Source organism: Streptomyces sp. NPDC006463, assembly GCF_042870715.1.
Taxonomy (GTDB): Bacteria; Actinomycetota; Actinomycetes; order Streptomycetales; family Streptomycetaceae; genus Streptomyces.
Genome location: NZ_JBIAHP010000002.1, coordinates 323,668 through 340,004, shown reverse-complemented (window position 1 = coordinate 340,004; position 16,337 = coordinate 323,668). Strand labels below are relative to the sequence as shown.

Annotated in this window: 15 protein-coding genes; 7 read left to right on the top strand and 8 right to left on the bottom strand. The window is 73.3% G+C overall.

The window, feature by feature from the left end; all coding sequences use genetic code 11:
- The first annotated feature begins 56 nt into the window (after positions 1-56).
- The 4 genes from ACFYOB_RS05340 to ACFYOB_RS05325 all read left to right on the top strand — a co-directional run bounded on the left by ACFYOB_RS05340 (position 57) and on the right by ACFYOB_RS05325 (position 3,089).
- Positions 57-422 carry an Rv2175c family DNA-binding protein gene (locus tag ACFYOB_RS05340; RefSeq protein ID WP_328925255.1) on the top strand — a complete coding sequence of 122 codons (366 nt, stop codon included), beginning with the start codon at positions 57-59 and terminating at the stop codon, positions 420-422.
- A gap of 78 nt (positions 423-500) precedes the next feature.
- On the top strand, positions 501-1,136 hold the full coding sequence (gene thiE / locus ACFYOB_RS05335; RefSeq protein ID WP_388554778.1) for a thiamine phosphate synthase: 636 nt from the start codon (positions 501-503) through the stop codon (positions 1,134-1,136).
- Between the two features lie 102 nt (positions 1,137-1,238).
- The gene (metF, locus tag ACFYOB_RS05330; protein WP_388554776.1) at positions 1,239-2,153 is read left to right on the top strand and encodes a methylenetetrahydrofolate reductase [NAD(P)H]; all 915 of its coding nucleotides are present in this window, start codon (positions 1,239-1,241) and stop codon (positions 2,151-2,153) included.
- A 51-nt stretch (positions 2,154-2,204) separates the two neighbouring features.
- Entirely contained in the window at positions 2,205-3,089 is an 885-nt protein-coding gene (locus ACFYOB_RS05325) for a hypothetical protein (RefSeq protein WP_388554774.1), read from the top strand.
- Positions 3,090-3,102: 13 nt separating this feature from the next.
- Here the strand turns inward: ACFYOB_RS05325 and ACFYOB_RS05320 are convergent, their stop codons facing one another.
- From ACFYOB_RS05320 to ACFYOB_RS05300, 5 genes are all read right to left on the bottom strand, one after another.
- A complete protein-coding gene (locus ACFYOB_RS05320; RefSeq protein WP_388554772.1) occupies positions 3,103-4,530 on the bottom strand; it encodes a phytoene desaturase family protein in 1,428 nt (475 codons plus the stop codon).
- Between the two features lie 79 nt (positions 4,531-4,609).
- Positions 4,610-5,236 carry a DUF4126 domain-containing protein gene (locus ACFYOB_RS05315; protein ID WP_388554770.1) on the bottom strand — a complete coding sequence of 209 codons (627 nt, stop codon included), beginning with the start codon at positions 5,234-5,236 and terminating at the stop codon, positions 4,610-4,612.
- Positions 5,237-5,357: 121 nt separating this feature from the next.
- The gene (locus ACFYOB_RS05310) at positions 5,358-5,759 is read right to left on the bottom strand and encodes a DUF3040 domain-containing protein (RefSeq protein WP_328925249.1); all 402 of its coding nucleotides are present in this window, start codon (positions 5,757-5,759) and stop codon (positions 5,358-5,360) included.
- A 266-nt stretch (positions 5,760-6,025) separates the two neighbouring features.
- On the bottom strand, positions 6,026-6,784 hold the full coding sequence (locus ACFYOB_RS05305; RefSeq protein WP_388554767.1) for a class I SAM-dependent methyltransferase: 759 nt from the start codon (positions 6,782-6,784) through the stop codon (positions 6,026-6,028).
- A gap of 88 nt (positions 6,785-6,872) precedes the next feature.
- Complete coding sequence (locus tag ACFYOB_RS05300) at positions 6,873-7,367, bottom strand: SAV_6107 family HEPN domain-containing protein (RefSeq protein ID WP_388554764.1); 495 nt, start codon at positions 7,365-7,367, stop codon at positions 6,873-6,875.
- 171 nt (positions 7,368-7,538) lie between these two features.
- On the opposite strand from ACFYOB_RS05300, the gene ACFYOB_RS05295 reads away from it, so the two are divergent.
- From ACFYOB_RS05295 to ACFYOB_RS05285, 3 genes are read left to right on the top strand one after another with little or no spacing between them, the layout of a single operon-like run.
- The gene (locus ACFYOB_RS05295) at positions 7,539-8,372 is read left to right on the top strand and encodes an ATP-binding cassette domain-containing protein (RefSeq protein WP_388554761.1); all 834 of its coding nucleotides are present in this window, start codon (positions 7,539-7,541) and stop codon (positions 8,370-8,372) included.
- Positions 8,344-10,437 carry a YhgE/Pip family protein gene (locus ACFYOB_RS05290; protein WP_388554759.1) on the top strand — a complete coding sequence of 698 codons (2,094 nt, stop codon included), beginning with the start codon at positions 8,344-8,346 and terminating at the stop codon, positions 10,435-10,437. The genes ACFYOB_RS05295 and ACFYOB_RS05290 overlap by 29 nt, the downstream gene beginning before the upstream one ends.
- A 29-nt stretch (positions 10,438-10,466) precedes the next feature.
- Entirely contained in the window at positions 10,467-11,096 is a 630-nt protein-coding gene (locus ACFYOB_RS05285; RefSeq protein ID WP_328925244.1) for a TetR/AcrR family transcriptional regulator, read from the top strand.
- Between the two features lie 332 nt (positions 11,097-11,428).
- On the opposite strand, the gene ACFYOB_RS05280 is transcribed toward ACFYOB_RS05285, so the two are convergent.
- The 3 genes from ACFYOB_RS05280 to ACFYOB_RS05270 are packed head-to-tail and all read right to left on the bottom strand — an operon-like array spanning position 11,429 to position 16,208.
- Positions 11,429-13,846: a transglutaminaseTgpA domain-containing protein gene (locus ACFYOB_RS05280; protein WP_388554756.1), complete on the bottom strand. Its 2,418-nt coding sequence runs from the start codon at positions 13,844-13,846 to the stop codon at positions 11,429-11,431.
- The gene (locus ACFYOB_RS05275; RefSeq protein WP_388554753.1) at positions 13,843-15,198 is read right to left on the bottom strand and encodes a DUF58 domain-containing protein; all 1,356 of its coding nucleotides are present in this window, start codon (positions 15,196-15,198) and stop codon (positions 13,843-13,845) included. Before ACFYOB_RS05275 ends, ACFYOB_RS05280 begins: the two co-directional genes overlap by 4 nt.
- On the bottom strand, positions 15,198-16,208 hold the full coding sequence (locus ACFYOB_RS05270; protein ID WP_376682048.1) for an AAA family ATPase: 1,011 nt from the start codon (positions 16,206-16,208) through the stop codon (positions 15,198-15,200). The genes ACFYOB_RS05275 and ACFYOB_RS05270 overlap by 1 nt, the downstream gene beginning before the upstream one ends.
- Positions 16,209-16,337: the final 129 nt, after the last annotated feature.

The window sequence follows — 16,337 nt, the reverse complement described above, 5'->3', positions numbered from 1 at the left end:
CCACGGACGGGCCGCTCCGGTACCGGGTGTCAGCCCGAGATGGCAGGCTTGTACCCGTGACCGAGATTGACGCAAAGATCGATGCCCTTGTCCCCTCGTGGCTGTACCTCCCCGACATCGCGGAGATGCTCGACATCGAGGTGACCCGGGTCCGCCAGATGGTCAAGGAAGGGCAGCTGATCGCCGTACGCCGGGGCGAGAACCGCGCCCTGCAGGTGCCGGCCCCCTTCATCGACGGCGACAAGGTCGTCAAGGGCCTGGTCGGTCTGCTGACCGTCCTGCGCGACGACCGCTTCACCGAGGAGGAGATCCTTGAGTGGCTCTTCACCGAGGATCCGACCCTGCCCGGCACCCCCGTGCAGGCGCTGAGCGAGAATCGCGGCACGGAGGTGAAGCGCCGCGCTCAGGCGCTCGCCCTCTGACCTGATCCGCATCCGCTCCACCGCGGTGTACGGGCCCCGCGGGGTCCGTACACCGCATCCATCCCGGGGGGTACACCCATGCAGCTTTCCGACGCCCGGCTCTACCTCTGCACGGACGCCCGGAAGCGCCAGGGCGACCTCCCCGAGTTCCTGGACGCCGTGCTGTCCGGCGGCGTGGACATCGTCCAGCTCCGCGACAAGGGCATGGAGGCCGGGGAGGAACTCGAACACCTGCAGGTCTTCGCCGAGGCCGCACGGCGCCACGGCAAGCTCCTCGCCGTGAACGACCGGGCCGACGTCGCGCACGCCATCGGCTCCGACGTCCTGCACCTCGGCCAGGGCGACATCCCCGTCCCCGCGGCCCGCGCCATCCTCGGCGACCAGGTGCTCATCGGCCGCTCCTGCCACGCCGAGGCCGAGGTCGACGCGGCCGTCGCCGAGCCCGGCGTGGACTACTTCTGCACCGGCCCCTGCTGGCCCACCCCCACCAAGCCCGGCCGCTTCGCCCCCGGCCTCGGACTCGTCCGGTACGCGGCCTCCCTGGAGCAGGACCGGCCCTGGTTCGCCATCGGCGGCATCGACAGCGCGAATCTGGACGAGGTGCTGGACGCCGGGGCCACCCGCGTCGTGGTCGTCCGCGCCCTCACCGAGGCCGCCGACCCGGGTGCGGCCGCCGCGGACCTCGCCAAGCGCGTCCGGGCCCGCCTCGGCTAGAAGGACCAGAGCGCCCGGGCCGGGTCTGTCGGACTGTCCAAAAACGTGTCCAAAAGGCGGACAGTGCTTCGGTGTCCGGCGGGCCCCGTCTAACCTGCCCGTATGGCCTCTGGTACCGCTTCCACCTGGTCGGATCGTGCGCACACGGTCCGCGACCTCCTCGCGTCCGGGAGCTCGTACTCCTTCGAGTTCTGGGCCCCGAAGACCGAGAAGGGCGAACGCAACCTCTGGAACGCGCTGCGCCGGGTGGAAGCCGTGTCCCCGAGCTTCGTCTCCGTGACCTACGGAGCCGGCGGCTCGACCCGCGGCGGCACCGTCCGGGCCACCGAGCAGATCGCCTCGGACACCACGCTGACCCCCGTCGCCCACCTCACCGCCGTGGACCACTCGGTGGCCGAGCTGCGCAACGTCATCGGGCAGTTCGCCGACGCGGGCATCCGGAACATGCTCGTCGTGCGCGGAGACCCGCCGGGCGACCCGATGGGCGACTGGGTGCCGCACCCCGAGGGCGTGCACTACGCCGCCGACCTGGTCCGGCTGGTCAAGGAGTCCGGCGACTTCTGCGTCGGCGTCGCGGCCTTCCCGGAGATGCACCCGCGTTCGACGGAATGGGACACGGACATCCGGCACTTCGTGGACAAGTGCCGCGCGGGCGCCGACTACGCGATCACCCAGATGTTCTTCCACCCGGAGAATTATCTGCGGCTGCGCGACAGCGTCGAGAAGGCGGGCTGCGAGACCCCGATCATCCCCGAGGTCATGCCTGTTGTGGGCATCAAGCAGCTCGACCGACTGCCCCAACTCAGCAACGCGGTCTTCCCCGAGGCTGTGAAAGAGCGCATGCTCGCCGTCAAGGACGACCCGGCCGCTGTACGCTCCATTGGCATCGAGTTCGCCACGGAGTTCTGCGCGCGGCTGCTGTCCGAGGGTGTCCCAGGGCTGCACTTCATCACGCTGAACAATTCCACGGCGACTCTCGAGATCTACGAGAATCTGGGCCTGCACCAGCGGGCCTGACCGGCTGGCCCCCGTCTCCCACGCGGTCGGCCGTACCGAGAGGGGCCATGCATGGGTATGACGGTCCTCTACATCGCGTTCGGCTTCGTCGCGCTGTGGCTGCTTGCCGAGGTCCTGATGCAGAACAAGGCCCGGCTCCGCTGGCGCCTGCTCGCCTTCGCCGGCTTCCTCGGCGTGGTCGCCGGGGTGCTCCTGCCGTCGGTGCCTGTCATCGGCGCCGGCGCGGCCGCGTTCGCCCTGGGCCAGACCCTGGTGACGTTGTCCTTCCGCAAGGGCTTCGTGGCCGGCTGGGCGCTGCGCCGCGGCGGGGAACCCGTACGGCAGTCGCGGCGGCGCCGGTCCGGCGGTCCGCGTCCGGAACCGGCGCTCGAAGTCACCGCGCTGGAGTACGAGGACGCCGACGGGGCCGCGCAGGAGCGGCAGTTCCCGGCCGAGGCCGAGGCCGACGAGGTCTACAGCCCGCAGCCGATGCCCGAGGACACCGGCTCCTACGGCATACAGAGCTTCGCGCCCGCCCCCGGCGCGGACCAGAACGCGGGCTTCGCCTCGCCGTTCACCACGGCCGAGCAGGACGCCCACCAGTACGCGGCGTACTACGACCAGCAGAACCAGGGCGGCGGCGGGTACGACTACTCCGCCGGCTATCCGACGGGCGATCAGCAGCAGGTCTACGCCGCCTACTCGGACCCGTACATCGGCACCGGCGGCGGTGTCGGACCGCCCCCCGCCTACGACTACTCGGCCTACACCCAGTACCCCGACTACGGGCAGCAGCAGTACGCCATGGACACCCCGCCCGGCGGGGTCTGGGTCCCGCAGCAGCGGGCCACCGACGGGGCCGCCCAGCCGTATCCGGCGGAGGAGCAGGTCGCGCAGCCGCAGCCGCAGCAGTACCCGTACCCCCAGCAGGGCGAGTACGAGCAGTACCGCTACTGAGCGGGCGGGCGGGTCACCGGGAGCCGCGGAACTCCGCGCCCTCCACGATCAGCCCGGCCACCAGGGCCCCGGTCATCCCGGCGTGCGCCAGCCCGCCGCCCGGGTGCGCCCAGCCGCCCGCCAGGTACAGCCCCGGCACGGCCGTGGTGTTGGCGGGGTACAGCAGCCGGCCCCCGGCCCCCGCGAGCGCGGGCGGGGGCACCGCGCCGCCCACCGCGCCGGTCGCCGCCTCGACGTCGGCCGGGGTGCGCGCCTCGTGCCACAGCAGCCGCTCCCGCAGCCCCGGTACGGCCTTCCCGGCGAGCTCCAGCAGCTCCTCGGGCTCCTGGGGCCCCGAGCTCCCGGGCCCGCGGACGGCGCTGACCGTGACGGCCTCGTGGTCCGCGTCGGGGCGGGTGGTGGGGTCGTCGGGGCGCAGGACGGTGACGACCGGGCCCGAGGAGTGCACCAGGGTGCGGTGGACGGCATGTGCGGGGCGGGCGCCGCGCAGCGCGAGGAAGAGCGTGAGCCGGCTGGGCAGGCCCTCCCCGCGGGCGGGAACCGCCTCCGGCGGCCACGGCAGGGAGGCGGCCGGCAGCAGCCGCGGGTCGATCCCGCAGACGACGGAGTCGGCGGCCACCTCAGTGCCGTCGGCCAGCAGCAGACCGGCGGCCCGGCCCTGCGGCGCGAGGACCTCCCGGACCTCCGCCCCGAAGACGAACTCCACCTTCCGTTCCCGGCAGCGCTCGTGGACGGCGGTTGCCAGCGCCCGCATCCCGCCGCGGACGTACCAGCTGCCGAAGGTCTGCTCCATGTACGGCAGCACGGCGGCCGATCCGGGGGCCCGGGCGGGGTCGATCCCGTACGCGCCCACCAGGCCGGTCAGCAGCTCGCCGAGGCCGCCGCCCAACTCGCGGTCGGCCACCTCGGCGAGGGTGGGCGGGCGGCGGCGGAGCAGGCCGCTGCGCCGCAGGGCCGGATACGGGTCGCCGCCCAGCGTCTGCCGGGCACCGTCGCGCAGGGGCTCCTCCAGCAGCGGGCGGCGGGTGGCGTCCCAGGCGTCCCGGGCGCGGCCCAGCACGGCGTTCCAGCGTTCGCCCGCGCCCTGGCCGAAGGCCTGGTCGAGGGCGGCGGCGACACCGCCGTGCGAGGCGCCGGGGAGGGTGACGTCGACGTCGTGACGGGGGAGGACGTGCCGGACGGCGGGGTCGGCCTGGACCATGTCGACGCAGGTCTCCAGGGGCCGCTTGCCGGTCTTCACGAAGAGGTCGCGGTAGACGGCGGGCAGGTGCAGCAGGCCCGGCCCGGTGTCGAAGGCGAAGCCGTCGCGCTCGTACCGGCCGACCGCGCCCCCGTACGTCGCCGCGCGCTCGTACACCGTCACCTGGTGCCCTGCCACGGCCAGCCGGGCCGCCGTCGCCATCGCGCCCATCCCGGCGCCGATCACCGCAATTCGTGCCATGCGGGTGAGCCTACCGAGGCCGCGGGCGGCGGTCGGCGGGGTGGTCGCCGGGGGACGGGCGGGGTGGCGGGGCGGGTGGTCAGCGGGGTGGCGCTCCGGTGGCCTCGCGGGCCTCGGTGGCCAGCCGCTTCTCCTCGCGGCGCTGGGCACGGCGGCGCAGGAAACGGCGGATCCGGGTCCAGAGGAAGATCAGTATGGCCAGCCCGGCGGCCAGCAGGACGGCTGCGATGACCGCCGCGGCCACGGGGTGGAACATCGCGAAGGTTATGATCGCGGCCACTCCGAGGTCCTCGGCCATGCTCATCGCGACGTTGCTGAGCGGCTCGGGCGAGGTGTTGATCGCCATCCGGGTGCCGGCCTTGACGAAATGACTGGCCAGCGCGGTGGAGCCGCCGATCACGCCGGCGGTGATGTCGGACAGCGAACCGCTCTGGCCGGCCAGCAGCGCGCCGACCACGCCACCGGCCACCGGGCGGATCACGGTGTGGACGGAATCCCACACCGAGTCCACGTACGGGATCTTGTCGGCGACCGCCTCGCAGAGGAACAGGACCGCCGCGACGATCAGCACGTCGGTGCGTTGCAGCGACGCGGGGACCTCGTCGGACAGGCCGGTCGCGCCGAAGATGCCGAGCAGGAGGACCACGGCGTAGGCGTTGATCCCACTGGCCCAGCCGCTGGTGAAGACCAGGGGGAGCACACTCACCTGATCATGATGCCGCAGAAAGGGTGACGGGACGGTCGGAATGCGCAACAGGCGCGCAACAGAGCACAACAGTGAGGGGACGACCGCGCACGGCCGTCCCCTCACTCACGATGTCGTGGGGCTACTGCCCCTGTTCGTCACGGCGGCGCTGCCACCGTTCCTCGATGCGGGTCATCATCGACCGACGCTGCCGGTTGCGGCCACGGGCCGAACCGCCTGCACTTCCGGAGACGGGCTGTTCGCCAGGCTTGGGTGCCTTGCGCCAACCGGTGACCACGAGGACCGTACAGCCCAGCATGACGAGGAAACCCACCACGCTGATCCACAGTACGTTCGGCACGATCACACCGGTCATGAGGAGCGCGATGCCCACCAGAATGCCTACGACTGCCTGGTAGACCCGTCGCCGGGTGTACGTGCGCAGTCCGCTGCCCTCAAGCGCTGTCGCGAACTTGGGATCTTCGGCGTACAGCGCTCGCTCCATCTGCTCGAGCATTCGCTGCTCGTGCTCCGAGAGCGGCACGGGAGTCCTCCTCATCCGTCGGTCGCGGGGGGTAGCGACCAGGGGTCCCCTTCAGGATAGGCGGGGAATCGCCCCCGTGATACCCGCCCACTATGCCGGGCTGTGAATAAGGCCCACAGCCCGAAAACCCGTACCGCCGCGGGGGCGGTTATTGAGGCGTTCATTCCCCAATGGCCCGTCCACCATGCCGGTCACTGCCCCGATCATACGGGGCCGACCGCAGGTTCGGAGGGTGTGTGGAAACTCCGTGCACGGAAGATCGCAGATCAGGACTGCTTCTCGCCCAGCACGTGCAGCTGAGTGGCCACGGCGTGGAAGGCGGGCAGCTCCGCGGCGGCCTCCTCCAGACGCAGCAGCGCCTCCACCGCGCCCGGCTCGGTGTCCACCAGGACCCCCGGGACGAGGTCGGCGAAGATCCGCACGCCGTGTACGGCGCCGACCGCGAGCCCGGCCCCGCCGACCAGCTCGGAGAGCTGCTCGGCGGTGAAGCGGCGCGGCACCGGGTCGCCGGAACCCCAGCGCCCGGCCGGGTCGGTGAGGGCGGTACGGGCCTCCGTGAAGTGCCCGGCCAGGGCCCGCGCGAGCACGGCCCCGCCGAGGCCGGCGGCCAGCAGGCTGAGCGTGCCGCCGGGGCGTAGCGCCGCCACCGCGTTGGCCACGCCCTCGGCCGGGTCGTCCACGTACTCCAGCACGCCGTGGCAGAGCACCGCGTCGTACGCGCCCCGCTCGACGACTTCCAACAGGCCCTGGGCGTCGCCCTGTACGCCGCGCACCAGGTCGGCGACGCCGGCCTCCGCCACCCGGCGCTCCAGCCCGAACAGCGCGTTCGGGCTGGGGTCGACGACGGTGACCCGGTGGCCCAGGCGGGCCACCGGCACGGCGAACTTGCCGGTGCCGCCACCGGTGTCCAGCACGTCCAGCACATCCCGCGCGGTCGCCTTCACCCGGCGGTCGAGCGCCTCCTTGAGGACCTCCCACACCACTGCGGTGCGAAGGGAGGCGCGGGGGCGGGAAGTGTCCGACACGGCTGATGGCTCCTCGGCGCGGCTTGGGATGGCGGAGCGGTCAGTGCCCCACCCCGCCCCACCCTATTGCCTCCCGCCGCCGGGCAGCTCATCCCGCGTCCGGACGCTCCGGACGCGGGATCGCCGCGGCCTGCGGCAGCGTCTGCTGCGGTGGCTGGATCGCGAGCATCCGCTCCACCAGGCGCAGGAACATCGCGACGGCGCGCACCAGATCGTCCGCGTCCCGGCCGGTCGCCGCGTCCGCTATGCCCGCCTCGGCCCGGGCCCGGCGGGCGGCGCCGGAGGCGAAGAGCGCGCTCCACTCGGTCAGCTCCGGCGCTATCTCCGGCAGCACCTCCCACGCGCTGCGGATCCGCGGCCGCCGCCGCGGGTGGACCGGCTCGGGCCGCCCGCGCGCGGCGAGCACGGCCGCGGCGGTGCGCAGCGCGGCGAGGTGGGCGGTGGCGTACCGCTCGTGGGGCCGGGTCAGCCGGGCGGCCTCGGCCAGGCCGGCGCGGGCCTTGGCGAGCAGGTCGACGGCGGCCGGGGGAGCTGTCGATCGCCGCAGGACGGGGTGGACAGGGGACGGGGACGGTGTGGCCATGACGAACCTCCTGTCGATGCGTTCCAACCATCGTGACGGGCGCCACTGACAATCACCCTGACCTGCGGCTTTTCGGTCATTCCCGGGACAACTGCCGCCGACTGCGCACCCGGTGGGCAGGAAGGTGGTAGTTTTTGAACTGACTGGTCAGTTCAAAAGAAGGAGGACGGCGTGGACAGCCCGCACGGCGCGGCCGTCAAAGCCGAGGACTTCGGACTCAAGGGCCCGCGCGGCTGGGCCTTCCGCGGAGTCGGTATCGACGCGGCGCCCGGCTCGCTCATCGCGGTCGAAGGCCCCTCCGGCACCGGCCGGACCTGTCTGCTCCTGGCCCTCACCGGACGGATGAAGCCCACCGCGGGCCACGCCGAGGTCGGCGGCCACCGGCTGCCGAAGCACATGACGGCCGTCCGCCGGATCGCCGCCCTCGGCCCGGTCGCCGGGGTCACCGACCTCGACCAGGCCCTCACCGTCGCCGAACAGCTGCGCGAGGGCGCCCTGCTCCACCGCCACTACGACGGCCCGGTCCGCGCCCTGCTGCGTTCCCCGGCCGAGCGCCGGGCCGACGCCCGGGCCCGGATCGAGGCCGCCCTGGACGCCGCCGGGCTGGACCTCGCCACGCTGCCCAAGGGGCCGCGCACTTCCGTACGGGACCTGGAACGCCTGGAGTCCGTACGGCTGTCCGTGGCCATCGCGCTGCTGGGCTCGCCGCGGCTGCTGGCCCTGGACGACCTCGACCTGAAGCTCTCCGACACCGAGCGCACGGAGGCCTGGGCGCTGCTGCGCTCGATCGCCGCCGCCGGGACCACCGTCCTCGCGGTGTGCAGCGAGGCCCCCGACGACGCCGTCGTCGTGCGGACCGGCCCGCAGGAACCGGCCGCGCCGGACGCGGGCGCAGCCCCGGCCCCGGACGCGGCCCCGGACGCGGACACCGAGAACGACACCGAGAACGACACCGAAGAAACGAAGGGGGCGGACGATGCGCTCGCCGAAGCTGGCCGCGCTTGAGCTGAAGCGGTTCGGACGGGGGAAGCTGCCCCGGGCCGCTCTCGTGGCGCTGCTCCTGCTGCCGCTGCTCTACGGAGCCCTGTACCTCTGGTCCTTCTGGGACCCGTACAGCCGCCTCGACAAGGTGCCCGTCGCGCTCGTCAACGCCGACAAGGGCACGACCGTGGGCGGCGAGCGCCTCGACGCGGGCGGCGCGATCACCAAGAAGCTCCATGACAGCAAGACCTTCGACTGGCGCGAGGTCAGTGCCGAGGAGGCCGCGAAGGGGCTGGAGAACGGGACGTACTACCTGTCCCTCACCATGCCTGCCGACTTCAGCGAGAAGATCGCCTCCAGCTCCGGCGAGGACCCCACCACCGGGGCCCTCCAGGTGCGCACCAACGACGCCAACAACTACATCGTCGGCTCGATCTCGCGCACCGTCTTCTCCGAGGTCCGCTCGGCGGCGTCCACCAACGCCTCGCGCGGATTCCTCGACAAGATCTTCGTCAGCTTCTCCGACCTGCACGACAAGACCGCCGAGGCCGCCGACGGCGCCGACAAGCTCAAGGACGGCGCGGGCAAGGCCCAGCAGGGCGCCAAGGAACTCGCCGACGGCCTCGACACGGCCGAGGAGAAGACCGGCGAGCTCAACAGCGGCCTGAAGAAGCTCAACTCGGGCGCGGCGAAGCTGGAAACCGGCTCCAAGGACGTCGCGAACGGTACCCAGCGGCTCGCCGACAAGGTCAACGGCGCCGCCGACAAGGCCCGCCCGTTCGTCCAGGACCCCAAGAACCTGGCGGACACCGCCGAGCTGGTGGCCGACACCGCCAAGGTGGTCAAGAACCACCTCGACACCTTCGCCGACAAGGCCCCGGCCGCCGCCTCCGCCGCCAAGAAGGCCTCCACCGGCGCGGACGCGTACTACACCAAGCACTGCGTCACCCCGGGCAAGGAGCCGCACCTGGCCTCCTGCCCCGACCTGAAGAAGGTCAAGGACGACGCCGCCGAGGCCGCCGAACTCACCGGCGACGTCAGCACCCTCGTCAAGAACGCCAACGGCGACGTCGCCAAGCTCCGCACCCAGCTGACCGACCTGGAGAACAAGGCCCGCAAGCTCGTCGACAGGGCCCCCGGCCTCGCCTCCGACCTCGACGCGGCCGTCGCCCAGGTCAACGCCCTCAACACCGGCGCCCACCAGGTCGCCACCGGCATGGCCCAGCTGCACACCGGCCTCGGCACCGCCACCGAAGGCTCCGGCGCCATCAACGAGGGCGTCGGCAAGCTCGGTGACGGCGCCCACACCCTCGACGGCGGCATGTACAAGCTGGTCGACGGCAACCGAGACCTCGCCGACGGCCTCCACAAGGGCGCCGGCCAGATCCCCGACTACGACCAGCAGCAGCGCGACGCCCGTACCGAGGTCATGGCCGACCCGGTCCGGCTCGCCAACCAGTCCCTGCACAAGGCGCCCAACTACGGCACCGGCTTCGCCCCTTACTTCATCCCGCTCTCCCTCTGGGTCGGCGCGATGGTCGCCTACATGCTCATCGCCCCGCTCAACAAGCGGGCCCTGGCAGCGGGCGCCTCGCCCTGGCGGATCGCCCTCGCGGGCTGGCTGCCCGTGGCGGGGATCGGCGTCGCGCAGGTCGGCCTGCTCATGGCCGTCCTCCACTGGGCCCCGGGCCTCGGCCTGCAGATGGCCCACCCGGCCCGCACCATCGGCTTCCTGCTGCTGGTCACCGGCTGCTTCGCGGCGATCGTCCAGTGGCTCAACGCCAAGTTCGGCGCCGCCGGGCGGATCCTGGTCCTCGCCGTCCTGATGCTCCAGCTCACCTCGGCGGGCGGCACGTACCCCGTGCAGACCAGCCCGGGCTTCTTCAACGCCATCCACCCGTACCTGCCGATGTCGTACGTCGTCGAGAGCCTGCGCCACCTCATCACGGGCGGCGACCTGACCTCCGTCTGGCGGGGCTGCGCGGTCCTGGTGGCCTTCACCGCGGGCGCCCTCGCCCTCACCGCGCTGGCCGCCCGCGGCAAGCAGGTGTGGACGATGGACCGGCTCCACCCGGAACTGAGTCTGTAAGGACCCGTTGACCTGTGAGAATCAGCGCCATGGAACACAAGCCCGGGACGGGCACCAGCGGCGGCCGCCGCCAGGCCACCCGCCAGAAGCTCTACGAGGCGGCCGTGACCCTCATCGCCGAGCAGGGGTTCTCCGCGACCACGGTCGAGGAGATCGCCGAGCGCGCGGGCGTCGCGAAGGGCACCGTCTACTACAACTTCGCCAGCAAGAACGAGCTCTTCGAGGAGCTGCTGCGGCACGGGGTCGGGCTGCTGACCGCCTCGCTGCGGACGGCGGCGGAGGAGACCGAGGCGCGGGGCGGCAGTCGCGTGGAGGCGCTCGACGCGATGATCCGGGCCGGTCTCGTCTTCATCGACCGGTACCCGGCCTTCACCCAGCTCTACGTCGCCGAGCTGTGGCGGACCAACCGGGCGTGGCAGTCCACGCTGATGGTCGTCCGGCAGGAGGCGGTGGCCGTGGTGGAGACCGTGCTGCGGGAGGGCGTCGAGCGGGGGGAGCTGAGCGCGGAGATCGACGTGCCGCTGACCGCCGCCGCGATGGTCGGAATGGTGCTGGTGGCGGCCCTGGACTGGCAGTCCTTCCAGAGCGAGCGGTCCCTCGACGACGTGCACTCGGCGCTGTCCCTGCTGCTGCGGGGCCGGGTCAGCGGAAACCGCTGAAGCCGGGCGGCCGACCCCCCAGTCGGCGGTGCCGCCGGGGCGGCGCAGCCCGTACAACTGGTGGGGCCCGCAGCGGCGACTGAGTATCCGTACCTAGGCACGGAGATGAGTACGCGCGCGGATGGGTTCCCACCTGCGCGGACGCCAGACTGGGGGCAACGGACAGGAGGCCCGGTCCGCACCGCCGGCACGGGGCTGCGGAGCGGACCGGGTACCTCCTCCGTGACGCGGTACGCGGACGCGGCGGGGCTCGGGGGGATCGAGCCTCGCCGCGTTCGCGCGTTCGCGCGTGTCGGGCCCCGGCCGTGTGCCTGCGGCGGGGCCCCGCCCCGTCAGCCTCGGCCGCGTAGCGGCAGGCGCAGCCGCAGTGCGGCCAGGCGGGCGGAGACCGACGAGGCCAGCGCCGACCAGCGCCGGGTCAGGGCCCAGCCGACCCGGGCCGCCGAGCGCGGCAGCAGCAGCGCCCGCAGCCGGGCGGGCCGGCCGACGCCGGCCAGCAGGCCCGCACGGGCCAGCAGGACGTCGTCCGCGAGCCCCGGATACGAGACCTCTGTGCCCGGCGGCGCGTACAGGACCCGCTCCAGCGCACCCGCGACCCGCTGGACCGCGCCCGCGGCCTGCGGCTCCAGACGGCCGAGCTCCACGACGCGGCCCGCCGCCCGGCGCGGCGACAGGGCCTCGTCCGGGACCACGCCCACGTCCCACGCGGCGTCACCCAGCTCCCGCCAGGCCGCCGGTACTTCGCCGGTACCCAGCCGGCGGGCCCGCAGCCGGCTCCGCCACAGCAGGGGCAGCAGCGGCAGGCCGAGCAGCGCCACCACGCCCGCCGTCCAGCCCAGTACGGCCGTCACCGACGGCCCGCCGCCACCGGACGCGCTCGGCGTCGGCGCGGCCGCACCGCACTCGCCGAGCTTCCTCGCCTCCGGCGGGCAGTCGTCCGACTTCGACGGGGCTGCGGACGGTGCCACCGCACTCGTCGAGGGCAGCGGCGCCGGCGCGGACGGCTGGGCCGTCGGCACCTGCGGCCTGGAGTAGTCCGGCACCGTGATGCCCGACCGGGGCGTCGGCTCGAACCGCGTCCAGCCCACACCCTCGAAGTACAGCTCCGGCCAGGCGTGCGCGTCCCGCATGGACACGTTGACGCTGCCGTCCGACTGCGCCTCACCCGGGGTGAAGCCCACCGCCACCCGTGCCGGGATACCCAGCGACCGGGACATGGCCGCCATCGAGAACGCGAAGTGGATGCAGAAGCCCTCCTTGTCGGCCAGGAAGCGGGCGACCGCCTGCGGACCCGTGCCCGATGCCGTCCTCGTGTTGTAGCGGAATCCGCCGTTCACGGCGAAGAAGTCCTGGAGCTTCACCGCCCGCGTGTAATCGTCCTTCGCCCCCTGCGTCACCGAGCGGGCCGTGTCGGCGACCACCGCCGGCAGGTTGTCCGGAAGCTTCGTGTACTCGGCCCGGATGACCGGGTCCGGCGCCGGGGCCTTCTGCAGCTGCTGCGCCGTCGGCTTCAGCAGCAGGCTGCGCACCGTGTACATCGCGCCCTGGACGTTCTGGAACCTGTCCTTGCCCAGCTGGTCCCCGACCAGGGTCCGGCCGGCCGGCTCGAACCGCCACTTCCCGCCGATGTCCACGGAGGTCGCCGGGTACGGCATGGGCAGGTAGCGCTGGGTGTAGCTGTCCGCCGCAGAAATACTGGTCCGCACCTCGGTCGCGGACTGCAGGACCTTCTCGCCGAGCCCGGGCGGATTCGGCATCCGCTCCGGAACATCGGTCAGGGTCCGCCCGGAGGCCTCCCACTTGACCCCGTTGAACTCGTCCAGGGCCAGGATCCGCAGGTACTGATCGCTCTGCTGCGGGCTGTCGGTCCGGTACTTCAGCACCACCCGGTTGTCCGGCGCGTTCAGGCTGCTCTGCAGGGAGACCAGCGGGTTCACCGCCGAGATCGTCCCGCCCGCCCCGCTGCCCGGCCCGTCGCCGTCGCCCGCCGCGCCCAGCATCCCGCCGCCGAGCGCGGGCAGCGCCGCCGGCACCACCAGCGCCAGGCCCAGGGCCACCGCGCCGATCCGCCGGCCGGTCCGTACCGGAGCCGTCACCTGGCCGCCCGCACCGGCCCCCAGGCCGGAGGCGGCCGTGGTCCGGTCGCGCGCGCCGCCGCCGAAGACCCGGCCCCACTGGGCGAGCCGGTCACGGCCCTCGGCCAGCAGCAGCATCAGGTACCCGCAGCCCGCCAGCAGGAAGGAGATCCAGGAGGCGTCCCCGCCGCCCGACAGGCCCGCGGCCACCGAGTACAGCGCGAGCAGCGGCAGCCCCGCCGCGGCGGCCGTCCGTACGGTCACCGCCAGCACGTCCACCAGCAGCCCGATCAGCAGCACCCCGGTCACCAGCAGCAGCCGGATGCCGTCCGTCAGCGGGGCCGGTATCGCGAACGTGCTCACGTCCCGCACACCCTGCTGGAACAGCGCGCCGAAGTCCGTCACCAGGTAGGCCATCGGCCCGGTCCCGGTGGACGCGCCCTTGCCGCCGAAGAGGATCGCGAGCAGCAGCAGCGACACCAGCAGCTGCGCGGACACGGTCAGCGACCGCGCCAGCGGCACCCGCCGGGCCCCGGCACCCACGGCGCACTGCACGCCCAGCAGCAGCGCCGCCTGGAGCAGCCAGCCCGCCGTTTCGACCAGCGGAACCAGCGACCAGGAGGTGAGCAGCGTCGCCAGCGCCGCGAACAGCGTCACTCTCGCCCGCCCGCTCATGCCCGGCCTCCGGAGGTTCCCGTGGTGAACGCGGCGGTCCCGGCGTGCCGCCACAGGTCGGCGAAGGCCACCCCGGGCGGGGCGGCCAGCGCGGTCCAGCCCGCGTCGCGGAGCCTGCGCAGCCGCTCCTCCACAGGAGGCACGGCCAGCCCCGGCGCGGGCTGCCCGCCCCAGGTCGCGCAGTCCAGTACGAAGGCCACCGCACCCGAGGCACGCTGGCGCATCTTGGCCGCCAGCTCCGTCTGTACGTCGTCCAGGTCGCCGAAGAAGGCGATGAGGAGCCCGTCACCGCCGGCTCCGCCGAAGCCGCCACCGCCGCCGCGCACCGCGTCGTAGGCCCGGGAGAGCCCGGCACCGTCCGAGTGCCCGACCACCGCGAGGGTGTCCATCATCAGCCCGGCGGCCTCCGCGGACTCGTCCCGTCCGGAGGAGAAGCCACCGCCGCCCTCACCGGGCACCGAGTCGCCGGTGTCCGTGAGCAGCCGGACCGAGAAGCCCTGCTCCAGGAGGTGCACCAGGGCCGACGCGGCCCCCGAGACGGCCCACTCGAAGGCGGAGTCGGGACCGGCGCCGTCGAAGGCGATCCGCCGGGTGTCCAGCAGGACGGTGGCCCGGCTGCGCTGCGGCTGCTCCTCGCGGCGGACCATCAGCTCGCCGTAGCGGGCCGTGGAGCGCCAGTGGACCCGGCGCAGGTCGTCGCCGCGCCGGTAGGTGCGCGGGATGACGTCGTCGTCGCCGGCCAGGGCCAGCGAGCGGCGGCTGCCGTCGCCGTAGCCGGAGGACTCGCCGGTCAGGCGCACCGGCGGCAGCGGCTCGGTGCGCGGGATGACGGTGAGGGTGTCGTAGGTGCTGAAGGAGCGGGTCAGCTCGACCAGCCCGAAGGGGTCGGTCAGCCGCAGCTGGAGCGGGCCCAGCGGGTAGCGGCCGCGGAGGTCGGAGCGGACCCGGTAGGACACCTCGCGGCGCCCGCCCGGCTCGACCCGGTCCAGCACGAACCGGGGGCGCGGGCCGAGGACGTACGGCACGCGGTCCTGGAGCATCAGGAGGCCGGTGGGCAGCCGGGAGACGTTGTCCATGCGCAGCTGCACCCGCGCCTCGGCGCCCGCGGGGACCCGCCCCGGGGTGAGCCGACGGCTGCCGGTGACCCGGTGACGGGTGCGGTGCAGGGCGTAGACGCAGATCAGCGGCAGTACGGCGAGCAGCAGGCCGACCCGGAGCAGCTCGCCCTGGCCCAGGACGTACGCGCACGCCGCGGCGGCGACCCCGGCGGCCAGGAAGGACCGGCCGCGGGTCGTCAGACCGGACAGCGACGTCCGCAGCCCGCCGGCGCCGCGCGGGGCACCGGCGCTCATCAGAAGCCCCGGATGCCGGCGCCGGGCGGCATCTCGCCGCGGGCGTGCGCCGCGGGGACGGGGGTGCGCTGCAGGATCTCGCCGACGACCTGCTCGGCGGTGCGCCGGTTCAGCTGGGCCTGGGCGGTGGGCAGCAGACGGTGCGCGAGGACCGGTCCGGCCAGCGCCTGGACGTCGTCGGGCAGGACGTAGTCGCGGCCGGCCAGCGCGGCGGAGGCCTTCACGGCGCGCAGCAGGTGCAGGGTGGCCCGGGGCGAGGCGCCCAGGCGCAGGTCCGGGTGGCTGCGGGTGGCGGACACCAGGTCGACGACGTAACGCTTGACGGGCTCGGCCACGTACACCTCGCGGACGGCCTCTATGAGCTTGACGATCTCGTGGGCGTGCGCGACGGCCGTGAGGTCGTCGAGCGGGGAGAGCCCGCCGTGCACGTCGAGCATCTGGAGCTCGGCCTCGGGGCCGGGGTAGCCGACGGAGACCCGGGCCATGAAGCGGTCCCGCTGGGCCTCGGGCAGCGGGTAGGTGCCCTCCATCTCCACGGGGTTCTGGGTGGCGACGACCATGAAGGGGCTGGGCAGCGTGTACGTCGTGCCGTCGATGGTGACCTGGCGCTCCTCCATCGACTCCAGCAGCGCGGACTGGGTCTTCGGCGAGGCGCGGTTGATCTCGTCGCCGATGACGATCTGCGCGAAGATCGCGCCCGGCTTGAACTCGAACTCGCGGCGCTGCTGGTCGTAGATGCTGACGCCGGTGATGTCGGAGGGCAGCAGGTCCGGAGTGAACTGGATGCGCTGTACCGAGCAGTCGATGGACTTGGCGAGCGTCTTGGCGAGCATGGTCTTGCCGACGCCGGGGACGTCCTCGATCAGCAGGTGCCCCTCGGCGAGCAGCACGGTCAGCGCGAGGCGTACGACCTCGGGCTTGCCCTCGATCACGCTCTCGACCGACTGGCGCACCCGCTCCGCCGTGCTGGTCAGATCCGCGAGGCTCGCTCGGTCGTCATACGTCGTCACCTAATTCTCCTCGGCCCAATTCCGGGGCCGACGCCCTTGGCGCATGACCGGCCCACCCCGAAAACACGGACACCGGGTCCGGAGGTTCCCGGGGGGTGTCTCCCCGCATTGTTGACGGCGTTACGGCCT